This is a genomic window from Dokdonia sp. MED134 (assembly GCF_000152925.2).
Lineage (GTDB): Bacteria > Bacteroidota > Bacteroidia > Flavobacteriales > Flavobacteriaceae > Dokdonia.
In genome coordinates, this window is the sequence record NZ_CP009301.1 from 1,293,745 (window position 1) to 1,306,773 (window position 13,029).

12 protein-coding genes are annotated in these 13,029 nt (G+C 39.5%); all 12 read right to left on the minus strand.

What is annotated here, in order from left to right; all coding sequences use genetic code 11:
• Positions 1 to 44 precede the first annotated feature (44 nt).
• Positions 45 to 575, minus strand: coding sequence for a hypothetical protein (locus MED134_RS05740; RefSeq protein ID WP_038597259.1), 531 nt, complete (start codon positions 573 to 575; stop codon positions 45 to 47).
• A gap of 5 nt (positions 576 to 580) precedes the next feature.
• Positions 581 to 1,843: a hypothetical protein gene (locus tag MED134_RS15255; protein ID WP_021778313.1), complete on the minus strand. Its 1,263-nt coding sequence runs from the start codon at positions 1,841 to 1,843 to the stop codon at positions 581 to 583.
• 94 nt (positions 1,844 to 1,937) lie between these two features.
• The gene (locus tag MED134_RS05750; protein ID WP_038597265.1) at positions 1,938 to 3,680 is read right to left on the minus strand and encodes an alkaline phosphatase D family protein; all 1,743 of its coding nucleotides are present in this window, start codon (positions 3,678 to 3,680) and stop codon (positions 1,938 to 1,940) included.
• A gap of 287 nt (positions 3,681 to 3,967) precedes the next feature.
• Entirely contained in the window at positions 3,968 to 5,524 is a 1,557-nt protein-coding gene (gene dnaB, locus MED134_RS05755) for a replicative DNA helicase (RefSeq protein WP_021778311.1), read from the minus strand.
• Between the two features lie 167 nt (positions 5,525 to 5,691).
• Positions 5,692 to 6,645, minus strand: coding sequence for an acetyl-CoA carboxylase carboxyltransferase subunit alpha (locus tag MED134_RS05760; RefSeq protein ID WP_021778310.1), 954 nt, complete (start codon positions 6,643 to 6,645; stop codon positions 5,692 to 5,694).
• An 80-nt stretch (positions 6,646 to 6,725) separates the two neighbouring features.
• Entirely contained in the window at positions 6,726 to 7,631 is a 906-nt protein-coding gene (locus tag MED134_RS05765) for a DMT family transporter (RefSeq protein WP_021778309.1), read from the minus strand.
• Positions 7,618 to 8,694, minus strand: a complete 1,077-nt coding sequence (locus tag MED134_RS05770; RefSeq protein WP_021778308.1) for an LptF/LptG family permease — start codon at positions 8,692 to 8,694, stop codon at positions 7,618 to 7,620. Before MED134_RS05770 ends, MED134_RS05765 begins: the two co-directional genes overlap by 14 nt.
• A complete protein-coding gene (gene tgt / locus MED134_RS05775) occupies positions 8,695 to 9,825 on the minus strand; it encodes a tRNA guanosine(34) transglycosylase Tgt (protein ID WP_021778307.1) in 1,131 nt (376 codons plus the stop codon).
• Positions 9,826 to 9,900: 75 nt separating this feature from the next.
• Positions 9,901 to 11,136 (minus strand): Nramp family divalent metal transporter, encoded by a 1,236-nt coding sequence (locus MED134_RS05780; RefSeq protein ID WP_021778306.1) that lies wholly within the window; start codon positions 11,134 to 11,136, stop codon positions 9,901 to 9,903.
• Positions 11,133 to 11,702: an RNA polymerase sigma factor gene (locus MED134_RS05785; RefSeq protein WP_021778305.1), complete on the minus strand. Its 570-nt coding sequence runs from the start codon at positions 11,700 to 11,702 to the stop codon at positions 11,133 to 11,135. Before MED134_RS05785 ends, MED134_RS05780 begins: the two co-directional genes overlap by 4 nt.
• Positions 11,693 to 12,808: a glycosyltransferase gene (locus MED134_RS05790; RefSeq protein ID WP_021778304.1), complete on the minus strand. Its 1,116-nt coding sequence runs from the start codon at positions 12,806 to 12,808 to the stop codon at positions 11,693 to 11,695. Before MED134_RS05790 ends, MED134_RS05785 begins: the two co-directional genes overlap by 10 nt.
• Positions 12,809 to 12,820: 12 nt before the next feature.
• Complete coding sequence (locus tag MED134_RS05795; protein WP_021778303.1) at positions 12,821 to 13,018, minus strand: hypothetical protein; 198 nt, start codon at positions 13,016 to 13,018, stop codon at positions 12,821 to 12,823.
• Between the last annotated feature and the right edge of the window lie 11 nt (positions 13,019 to 13,029).

Here is a 13,029-nt window from a genome sequence, read left to right on the forward strand (position 1 = left end):
TGAGAATCCAGTTTTTTTATGCAGTAACTTGAATACGTATTACCTTATTCTTCAAAGTTGCCATCGAGCCATCTGGCTACTCTAAGCTCCCATTGTAGTTCTTTCATATGATCTATAGAGTGGTTAGACTCTTTATCAAATAACTTTTGGGTAGCAATGCGCTCTTGTTCTACTTCTTGGTAAATGGCTTTAATTTCTTCTAGGCCATTTTCTGTAAAGTTATAGGCAGCAATGCGTGCCTGGAGTTTACGAGCATAGACCTCTGTAATATCAAAATGTGTTTGCTCGTGTGCGAGGAGGTGTTTTGTTTTTTCTTTATGTCGCACCCACGAGTATTCTGGATAAAAATGTGCGGTTACAGTAATGCTATTTTTATCTAAAAAGCCTTGACCATTTGAGGCATACCCCTGACTCATACCCGTACTAGAACTAGCTGCCCAGCCATCTAGCGTACCCGGTGATCCTTTAAAATCTGACCACTGCAAGGCGCGTGTCTCACTCCACGCAAATCGCTCTGGAGCATCTGCAGTGGCCATAAGTGCAACTGCACAAAGTATGTAGACTAGGCGTAACAACGTAATCAGGTTTTTTGTTTTTTCTTACGAGCCGCAGGAAACAATACATTATTAAGTATAAGACGATACCCAGGTGAATTAGGATGAAGCTCAAGCTCTGTTTTTGGGTCTCCCACGCGGTGACGGTAATCTTCTGGGTCGTGCCCTCCATAAAATGTAAAGAAGCCCTTACCTTTTATACCGTGTATGTAACGCGCCTCACCATTAGTAAGATTTTCGCCCATCACGAGCACATTAGATTTTATAACCTCTGAGTCATAACTCGTGGTTTGCCCCATAAATCCTTTTACTAGTGCCGTATGGTTCTGGCATAACATTGTAGGGATAGGGTCCCACTTTGCGCTATAATCTTTGAGCGTAAAATAATCTGTACTAAAAGGAATCTTGCGTTTACGAGTCATATCTATAGATGAGAACTCATACATAGTAGGCGATCGCTCCAGCGTGAAATTCTTAAAAGCAAAGGTCTTTTTAAAATCAATCTTTGAGCTATAACTAGGGTCACTAGGATCTCCGTCAAACATAGGCTCACAAATATCTACACCCTCTGCAGCTAGTGCAATATCAAAACTATCTGTCGCGCTACACATTGCAAACATAAAACCACCGCCCACTACGTAGTCACGTATTTTTAAAGCAACATCTCGCTTCTCTTCAGACACTTTGCTATACCCTAGCTCGGCAGCAAGTGCTTCGGCGGCTTTCTTTTCTTCTATGTACCAAGGTGCTGCTCTGTAGGCTCCATAAAATTTTCCAAACTGGCCTGTAAAATCCTCGTGATGCAAGTGTAACCAGTCATATAATATAAGTTGGTCGCTTAGCACCTCTTTATCATATATAGTCGTATAAGGAATCTCTGCATAGGTAAGTACCATCGTCACGGCATCATCCCACGGCACTTTACTATCTGGTGTGTAAACGGCAATTTTTGGTGCTTTTTCTAATACGACAGCCTCCATATTTTGCGATGGACTCGCAATCTCTGTAAGAATCTTTTCGGTCTGACTATCTGAGAGCACCTCATAAGAGACCCCACGTATGGTGCACTCACGGCGCACCTCCTCTGTATCTGGTAATAAAAATGACCCACCACGATAGTTGAGTAACCATTTTACCTTCTGGCTTTTATCAAGTGACCAGTAGGTAATACCATAGGCTTTGAGGTGTTCCTTTTGTGTCTCTACATCCATAGGTATGAGGATATATGACGCTTTCGCGAAAGCGAAATTCAACACCATCAACACTATTAGAATATATTTTTTTCTCATAACTATTTTTCTAACGTTGAAATTACAAAAATCGTGCACAAAAAAACCCTTATATTACAATAAGGGTTCTAATCATTTTTTTATTCTAGTGTTACTAGAAACTCTCAGAGTAACCTGTGTGCGCTGTATAGTTTGAAGAAACAAGCGTATCTATAAAAATCCAATCTGACTGTACCCCAGAACCACTTAAAGTTACCTTAAGATAACCACGCTCACTTGCATTGAAGTAATTAAGTCCATCTATAAGAATCGTCATCGCCTGCTGGAACCCTGTTATGGTGGCTGCATCACCTCCTAAAATACCTTCAAAACCAGGTGAACTTACAGAAGCTGTCGCTAGCTCCTTACCTACGGCAGTTCCATCTTGAAGTGTAAGATCGTTATACCACGCATTATGTGTATCTCCCGCAAGAACAACCACATCTTTCCCTACAAAACCATTCATTAACTCTTCTCTTTCTACTAAGTATCCATCCCAAGCATCAAGATTATAAGGAATTGTATTTGATATACGTGCAATTTCTTGAGTGGTAAGCGTTGGGTCATTTGCTTGTACACGTAGTTTAAGCTCTACCAGCTCGGTAAGTTGGGCTTGAAAGAAAGCCGTCGTTGCGGCAGACACCGATCCTGTTGCTCCTATTTCTCCTAAAATGGTTCCAATCGTAACGATAAGCTCTGCCGGTATGAACATCTTACCCATAAGTACCTGCTGCCCTATTACTTGATACTTTGAAGAACTGCTTGCTAGTGTGCTCTGGAACCAGCTCTTTTGTTGTGCGCCTAGCATACTACGGCTAGGATCTAATAGATCTTCTCCAAATGCAGCAAAATCAAAACTACCAGTACTCCCAAAGTAGTTATTAAAATCTAGTTGCTTATCACGACCTACTAATCGAGTATCAAGCATAATTAAATCTGCAAGATCTCCTATTTTAAAACTTCTATAAATGATATTTACATCATTAGTCATTGCTGGTAAATACTCACTATATGCTTGGAGTGCTGCCTGCTTGCGAGTTTCAAAATCACCTTCATCATCTTGATGATTTTGGGCACCATCTTGATAAGTATCATTTGTAATCTCGTGATCATCCCATACGGCAATAAACGGTTTCTTTTGATGTGCTAGCTTTAACCCAGAATCACTACGATATTGACGATATCTCTGGCGATAATCATCAAGACTTACGATTTCATAATTAGGCTCAGGAACTCTACCTAGTGCAACCGTATTTTCATTTGTTCCATATTGATTCTCTCCGTACTCGTAAATATAATCTCCTAAGTGGACTATGATATCCACATCAGAATTTCCTAGGGCATCATATACATTAAAAAGCCCAGCAGCATAGTTTGCACAAGAAACCACTCCCATAGATACTGCATCAAGACCGCTTGATGGTAAAGTAATGGTCTCTCCTATTATAGAAACAGTTTGATCTTCTAGGTTTGCAAAGCGATAGTATAGCTTTTGATCAGCCTCAAGATCTTGCACTTCGATACTTACGGTAAAGTCACGGCTGCTATCTGTAATTACCTCCCCACTTCTTACGATAGTATTAAAATCTGCATCTGTACTTAATTCATAAGTAATCGTTGCTTGACTTCCATCTGTAGTGTAATGTGTCCAGATAATGACTTGATTACTAGTAGGGTCAAAACTCGCTACGCCAAGATCAAAATTTGCTGTTGTAAGGCCGTCTGGTATGGTTGCGTTATTTGGACTAAGATCATCATCATCAGAGCAGCTTATAAAGTTAGGGATCAGCATTATACCCCCAGTTGCTAACAATGTATTTTTTAGAAAAAGTCTTCTTTTTTTAGATGGATTACTCATAAAATTAAGTGTTTGATTTTATGATACATAATTAAAGCTCTTTCTTAAAGTCTGAGTTATTCTAAAGTTAAAGTAGCTTTATCAAACCAAGTGATATGTTATTATTCTATTAGAATACGGCACCAGCTAGTGTAACTGTGTTAACATTAACTACAGATTTGTTATGACAAAGGCTATCGCAATCATAAGTTATAGAAATCATTATTTAAGGTCAGAATTGATGCCGGGTGATAAAAAAAGCCTCAATAGCGATACTATTGAGGCTTTTTCTGTAATTACATTATGTTCTAAAATGGAACCCCATCATCTTCCTCTTCACTAGGTAGTCCAGGTGCTGGACCGCCAAAGGCGTCATCTGCACTAGGTAATGCATTAGGATTAAAGGTATCATCATTTGCAGCGGCGTTCATACTACTTGCAAACTCATACGGTGTTGTAAAGTCGTCTAGGTTATCAAATTTACCTAAGTGACCTATAAACTTAAGACGGATGTTATCTAGCCCCCCGTTACGGTGTTTAGCCACGATAAACTCTCCTTGACCTTCAGTCGGGCTGCGCTCCTCATCATCCCACTCCTCTATCTTATAATATTCTGGACGGTAAATAAACGATACTATATCTGCATCCTGCTCGATCGCTCCAGATTCACGCAGGTCAGACAGTAGTGGTCGTTTACTACCACCACGCGTCTCTACCGCACGCGATAGCTGCGATAGTGCGATTACAGGCACACTAAGTTCTTTTGCAAGTGCCTTAAGGTTACGAGAAATCATAGAGATCTCCTGCTCACGGTTACCGCCTCCTTTATTTGCAGATCCTCCCGTCATAAGCTGGAGGTAATCAATCATAATTATTTTAATACCAAACTGTGATGCTAGACGTCTCGCCTTTGCTCGTAAGTCAAAAATAGAAAGCGACGGAGTATCATCTATAAATAGTGGTGCTTTCTCAAGGCTCTTTACCTTTACGTTAAGCTGTTCCCACTCGTGTTTTTCTAGTTTACCAGTACGTAACTTCTCAGAAGACAATCCCGTCTCAGACGAGATCAAACGTGTGATGAGCTGTACAGAAGACATCTCCAGAGAGAAGAAGGCTACAGGCACATTCTGGTCTACCGCCATATTACGAGCCATTGTAAGGGTCATAGCCGTTTTACCCATACCTGGACGAGCCGCCACAATAATTAAATCTGATGGTTGCCATCCTGAGGTAAGCTCATCTACCTTATGAAAACCAGTAGGTATACCCGAGAGCCCCTCTTGGTTTGCAATTTCTTCAATCTTCTTTTTGGCTTGTATTACGAGACTCTGCGCACTTTCTGAGCTACGCTTTACATTACCCTGTGTTACCTCGTATAACTTGGTTTCAGCAGTGTCTAGTAGGTCAAAAACATCTGTGGTCTCATCATATGCTTCTTCTATAATCTCGTTTGAGATTTTAATAAGTGATCGCTGTATAAACTTCTGTAAGATGATACGTGCGTGGTACTCAATGTGTGCAGAAGAGGCTACTTTTTGAGTAAGTTGTATAAGGTAATAATCACCTCCAGCCGCTTCTAGCTTTGCCATTTTCTTGAGCTGCTCAGATACGGTTAATAAGTCTACAGGCTGCCCTTCTTCAAAGAGCACGCGTATTGCCTCAAAGATGTGTTTATGCTGTTCTTTATAAAAAACCTCTGGTGATAAGATGTCTATCACCTCATCTACACCCTTCTTATCAATCATAAGCGCACCTAGCACAACTACCTCAAGATCAAGTGCTTGTGGCGGTATTTTACCTTTTTCAAGGCTAATTACCTGCCCCTTAGAAGTATTATATGCTGGTTTTGGCTTGGTTTGTTCCATAGCTACGAATGTAAAAAAATAGTTATGCGAGTTACGCTTTCGCGAAAGCGTAGTACTCACAGGTCATTAACAATGCAACTGTTAATAACTTGAAAATATTGTTAATAAGGGTAAAAAAATCCGCACTTACAAAGTGCGGATTATGGCATCAAGTGAAAAAGGTCTTGTTAGCCCTTGAAGACTCCCATTTGAGAATACTTTTCCATACGCTGATCTACTAATTCTGTTGGTGATAAGTTCTTAAATTCATCAAACGCTTTCAGAATTGAATCTTTTACTGTAAGGAAAGTCTCAGGACGATTTGCGTGTGCACCACCTAGTGGTTCTTTTACAATCTCGTCTATGATTTTTTGCTTTTTCATATCTTTTGCAGTAAGCTTAAGCGCCTCTGCAGCTTGCTCTTTAAACTCCCAGCTTCTCCATAATATAGAAGAACAAGACTCTGGAGATATTACAGAGTACCAAGTGTTTTCTAGCATTAATACTTTATCTCCTACACCTATACCTAAGGCTCCACCACTTGCTCCTTCACCTATAATCACTACAATGATAGGCACTTTAAGGCGTGTCATCTCTAAGATGTTACGAGCAATTGCTTCTCCTTGACCACGCTCTTCGGCTTCAAGACCTGGGTATGCTCCTGGTGTGTCTATAATAGATACTACAGGTACGCCAAATTTTTCGGCGCTTTTCATAAGGCGTAATGCCTTGCGGTATCCTTCTGGGTTTGCCATACCAAAGTTACGGTACTGGCGTGTTTTTGTATTATAACCTTTTTGCTGCCCTATAAACATAAACGACTGGTCGTCTATTTTACCTAGGCCACCTATCATCGCCTTATCATCTTTTACATTGCGATCTCCGTGTAGCTCTAAAAAAGTGTCTCCACAGATGGCGTTTATGTAATCTAATGTATAAGGACGGTTAGGGTGTCTAGACAGCTGGACACGTTGCCAGGCTGTAAGATTTTTATAAATATCTTTTTTGGTAGCAGCTAGTTTTTTCTCTATTTGCTTGCAAGTCTGGGTTACATCAACATCACTTTCTTGCCCTATTAAGGCACATTTTTCCAGTTGTTCTTCAAGCTCTTTAATGGGTAATTCGAAATCTAAATATTCCATCTTCAGGGTTTTATGGTGCTATACAGCACTATATATTCGGTTAGGATTAGTCTACAAATATAATGGTTTTCTTAAGAGACTCAAGCCTCTTTAACAGCCTTGAATTTTTTAGTGTTTTTTAAGATACCATTTGCGATTACCACGGCAAGTATAACTATGGCTCCATAGTAAAACTCACTACTCATTTGCTCTGCATCTCCTAGTACTATAAATGCTAGTAAGATACCATAAACAGGCTCTAGGTTTATAGTAAGCATTATAGTGTATGGACTCAAATGCTTCATCACAGCTACGGCAGCTATAAAGGCATAAGCCGTACATACAGAGGCTAGTATGCCTATGTAGACCCAGTCCATCGTAGGGAGATTAAAAAACGACATAGAAAAAAAAGTAGCTGGCTGTGCTATGACAAAATATAAAGTGATGCAAGCTGTACCTATAAGCAACTCATAAAATGAGATCTTAGTAGGATTATGATTTGCAATAAACTTCCCATTTATCAAGGTAAATACAGCAGATAAAAAAGCAGACAGTAAGGCTAGTAATATCCCTGTACGATATGCCGTCTCTACCTCAAAAATCATATATAAAGCAGCTATTACAATTCCTCCAAAAAGAAGCTCATACCAGATTAATTTTCGTTTATAAAAAATAGGTTCAAGCAAGGCTGTAAAGAAGGCCCCAGTACTCATCATAGCCAGTGTTATAGAAACATTAGACGCCTTTATTGCTCCAAAAAAGGTAAGCCAGTGTATGGCAATGACCAGACCTGCAATAGCGAAACCCAGTAACGCTTTTCGCGAAAGCGCAAGAGAGATACCGCGCACTTTTATATAGATAAATATAAATAAACTGGCGAGCCCCATTCTAAACCATACAAGTGGCACTGCATCTATAGTGATAAGCGCGCCAAGTACGGCTGTAAAGCCCCAGATAAAAACTATGAGATGAAAATGTAAATAGGCTTTGAGTCTATCGTTTTGCATTTTGGAGGAGGTATGCTGCAAGTATTGCAAATAGAATATTAGGCGTCCAGACTGCTACCAGCGGCGGAAAGTCTGACTGCTCTGCTAGTGTTCCGAAAACTTTATCAAAAAATATAAATACAAAGGCTAACACAATACCAAAAGCGAGGTTGATACCCATACCTCCACGACGCTTCATTGCACTTACGGCTACTGCTATAATTGTAAGTATGTATGCGGCTACAGGTAGACTGTAACGTTTTTGTAACGTTACCTCATAACGGCTTATGTATGAAGACCCTCTTGCCTTCTCCTTTGCTATAAATTCTCTAAGCTCTGGTGTGTTAAGTGTTTCTGCTATATACTCTACAGGGGTTAGATCATCTATGTCAAACGCAAAGGTAGTGTCTATTTTTGCTTGTTTTATAAGCACATCACCATCTTCTCCTATAATGCGTTTTTTAAAACCGTAAAGTGTATAGGTAGTATCCTCTTCATTAAACCTTATTTGAGTTGCACTCATCTTATAGGTCATTTTATTACCTTCAAAATGCTCCCAAGTAAAATTACGACCACGTTTTGTGCGCGGGTTAAAGCTACTCGCGTAGATATAATCACCAGCATCTATCTGTCTATAGACGTCTCTAGTATCTCTATCGTTTTTTTTCTTTTTGAGATACTCAAAGATAAACTCATTGTAGCCCTTATTTGCTCGCGGTGCTAGGTAGGTTCCCATTACAAAAGCTCCTGCACACACTACTGTGGCACCTATAAGATAAGGACGCAAAAAGCGTGTAAAAGACACCCCACTACTTAAAAAGGCTATCACCTCAGTATTGTTTGCCAGCTTAGAGGTAAACCATATCACCGAGAGAAATAAGAATAAAGGAAATAACAGATTTGCAAAATAGATTGTAAAATTAAGGTAGTACAAGGCTACTTCTCCAAAGGGCACCTCATTTGCCAGAATTTTATCAATCTTTTCGGCAAGGTTTACAATAATCCCTATAGGTATAAATAGTACAAGCATCGTGACAAATGTCCCGATGTAGCGCTTTACGATATACCAATCTAATATTTTCAATTATAAACGATTATCCATTTGTTTAACCATTTTCTCTTTCCAAGTTGAGAAATCTCCAGCTAAAATATGCTTTCTTGCCTCACGCACGAGCCACATATAAAACCCTAGATTATGTATAGTAGCAATTTGCATACCTAATAACTCGTGACACTTAAACAAGTGACGTAAGTAAGCCTTACTATACTCTGTATCTACCCAAGTAATACCCATCTCATCTATAGGAGAAAAATCGTCTTCCCATTTGAGATTTTTAATATTAATACTACCGTGAGCGGTAAATAACATACCGTTACGTGCATTACGGGTAGGCATCACACAGTCAAACATATCTACACCTAACGCAATATTCTCTAAAATATTTATAGGTGTACCTACACCCATAAGATATCTTGGTTTTTCTTCTGGTAAGATAGCTGTTACTACTTCTGTCATACCATACATCTCCTCTGCCGGCTCTCCTACAGAAAGACCACCTATGGCATTTCCAAAAGCACCAGCATTTGCAATATACTCTGCAGACTGTGCTCTTAAATCTTTATACGTACTTCCCTGTACTATAGGGAATAGTGCTTGCTCGTGACCATATAATGCAGGGATCTTATTAAAATGATTAATACAACGATCTAGCCATCTATGAGTCATATGCATAGAGCGTTTTGCATACCTATAATCACAAGGATATGGTGTACACTCATCAAAGGCCATCATAATATCTGCCCCTATCTGTCGCTGTATTTCCATCACATTTTCTGGAGTAAAAAGGTGCATAGACCCATCTACGTGTGACTTAAAACGCACTCCTTCTTCCTTAATTTTACGTCTATTAGAAAGCGAGTATACTTGATACCCTCCACTATCTGTAAGGATAGGACGATCCCAGTTCATAAATTTATGTAATCCCCCTGCGCGTTGTAAGATATCCATTTTGGGACGTAGGTATAGGTGATACGTATTACCCAAAATAATGTCTGGATTTATATCTTCTCTCAACTCGCGCTGGTGCACCCCTTTTACCGAAGCAACGGTACCAACAGGCATAAAAATAGGTGTCTCAATAACACCGTGATCTGTAGTAAGTTTTCCCGCTCTCGCTTTTGAAGCAGGATCTGTAGTAAGTAAGTCAAATTGCATAAGGGGCAAAGATAGTTTTAAACGAGTAAATACACGCACTTGAGCAATAGTTAAAATGGCAAGTTATGCCAGCGACTAAAACAGCGTGATCACGTACCAAATACTAAAACCTACTAAGGCTATAATACTCACAATACTCAACACCCGCATACCTAGAGATAATCTATACGCCTCCGGAATCTCTTTATCTCTAAAAGCAAGGTAATTACAAATTGCATAAAACGGGGCCGTGAGAAAAGAAAGAATTGTAGCCAGTTTTACTAAGACCCCCATCTCACTAATTAAGAAAAATAAGATAACGCAAGTACCCAATATGAGTACAAAAAGCCAGAAAAGATACCCTTTCTTTTTAAACCCAATACCGAGCAATCTAGTGGTTGCTTCTAGCGCTCTAGGCGATGCATCTAGCGTAGTAAGTGTGGTGCTAAACATAGTTGTAAAGGCCGCTACACCTATAAGCACCGTTGCCCAGTCACCTAGACTTGCCGTGTACATATTAATAAGCTGGCCGGCAAAAATGCCTCCTTTTGATGAAAATGTCTCTCCACTACCATACATCACAAGAGCTCCCAGCGTCATAAAACAAACACCCAGCACCACAGCACCTGCATACCCTACATTAAAATCAAAAATAGAATTACGCACTGCTTCCTCACCTTTATCTCTTTTTTCAAGTGTCCATAGCGAGTGCCATATAGAGATGTCCAGCGGTGCCGGCATCCACCCCATAAAGGCGATTAAAAAAGCAATTGCCGCACCATCTGTGGGAAGTAGTTGGATTAAATCTGTCGTGGTACCAGTACCTTGATGTGTTACGCTTTCGCGAAAAGCGAAAAAAACCGCAAACAGTGTGCTTATAGTTAGTGTAATGATGATAACCTTCATTAGTTTATCCAAGATTCTATACTTCCCTATTGTTAAAATAGCAGCACATAATAGCGTAATTGCTACACTCCAAACCGCAATATCATTAGAAATACCAAATAACTGGACCGCTATACCAGCCGTGACAATCGTTACAGCCGTCTGTATGGTAAACATTGTGCCTAGGGTTAAAAAAAAATATACCCACAACACTGGTTTACCCAGCTTATAATATCCGTCAAGCAAACTTTTACCAGTAACAGATGCATAACGAGGCCCCATCTGAAAGAAAGGATATTTAATAATATTAACTAGAAAAAGAGCCCATAGTAGGCCAAAACCAAAATCTGCACCTGCCCTTGTGCTTTGCACAAGGTGAGATACACCTATGGCCGCACCAGCAAAGAGTAAACCGGGGCCCAGCTTTTTAAAAGGAACAGCTTTCAATGCCCAGTTTTTTTTATAATATCTGCCAGTAACCTCCTTGCACGTAGTAGCTTCACTTTTACATTACTCATAGGTTCGTCTAGATACTCTGCCATTTCTTTATAACTCATCTCTTGAAAATAACGTAAATTAATCATCTCCTGATAATGAGGCTTGAGCATCTTCACAAAACTTAAAAGTTGTGCTAGGTTTTGCTCTTTAATGAGTACATCTTCTGGCGAGGGATTAAGGTCTGCAACTTTGTAAACCCGTTCTTGGTCACTATCAGAAATTCTAGAGCGTATAGAGGACTCTTTCTTTCTAAGAATGTCAATTTGAATATTTTTAGAAATAGCAATGAGCCAAGTAGCAAATTTATATTCCTCCTTAAAAGTATCAATTTTTGAAAACGCCTTTGAAAATGTCTGTATGGTAATATCCTCTGCATCATAGGCATTTCTTGTACGCTTGAGCTGGAAGCCATACACTTCACTCCAGAAGGAGTTGAGCAAGAAGTTAAAAGCACTTTGCTCCCCAGCTTTTGCTCTTTTAATTTCAAGTTGAATTTTTTCTGGAGTTACTTCCACTTAGTGGGCTTTGAGATAAGGTTGCTTATAAAGATACTTAATTGCACGCATACAAGTACCATCTCAAATATAGGATAAAAATAAGTCACGTCTTTCTCTCGTAGTTTACTAGCACTAAAACCTATTGCAAGCCAGGCGACAAAGTAACGTACTCCTATTACTGCAAGAACTAACTCCCACTTGTACATTGTAGCAAGTACTGCTATACCTACCATAAAAAATAACAACTGGCTCACGTAAAAAAGACTCAATAAAAATTTCTCTAGAAACTTGTAATGACTAGCTGTAGTTATATGTCTACGCTTTTGAGTAATCCAGGCACCAAAAGAGGTTTTAGGTGTACTTATTGTAAAAGACTCTGGATGATATTGTAGCGCTGTATTCTTTCTAGTGCTTGCTTGATTTACAAACAGATCGTCATCTCCACTTTTAATCTTCATATGGCTTATAAACCCTTTTTGCTCATAAAATATAGCTGCAGTATACGCAAGATTGCGCCCTACACCCATATAAGGTCTACCAGCTTTTGCATAAGTAAAGTACTGTATGGCGGTCATTAGAGTTTCAAAACGAATGAGTTTATTTATAAATGACCCCTTTATTTTTTGATATGCTCCGTACCCTAGTACAATCTCTTTTTTAGCTACAAAAGAGCCTGCCATATGTCTAAGCCACAGTGGTGAGGCAGGCACACAGTCTGCATCTGTAAATATCATATGCGCATAACCAGCGCGTTTTATGCCTAGAGTGAGCGCATATTTTTTATTACCCCAGAAGGCTTCGTTATTGACCACATTAACTTGGTGTACATTTTTATGCGCAAGAGCATAGGCCTCCATTACCTCTTCTGTATCGTCACTTGAGGCGTCGTTTATGAGTATAATTTCAAATTCTGGATAGTCTTGTTCAAGAATGAACGAGACATTCTTTTGTAAATTTTGCGACTCGTTTTTTGCGCAAATAATAACAGAAACTGGTGGTAATGATTTATTTGGTTTTTGAGACGCTTTCGCGAAAGCGAACAACCAGTAGAAAACATAAAAAGCCACGTTTACAAACGTGACTCCTATTAAAGTATAAAATAGTGCGGGATAAAATTGTTCCAATAGCTGAAAGGCTTACTTATCTCCAGAACAATCACCCATTTCTTCGGGCATTTTACCACACATACCACAAGGCTCTCCACTCTTGTTAAGAAATGGACTCTGGCTGGCACACGTACCTGCAAATTTGCCGTCTTTTTTTGCCCAGATTTTTATCGCAATGCCTGCTACCGATAGTGCTAGAAGGACTAATGTTATCAAGAGTAATTCCATTACAAATATTT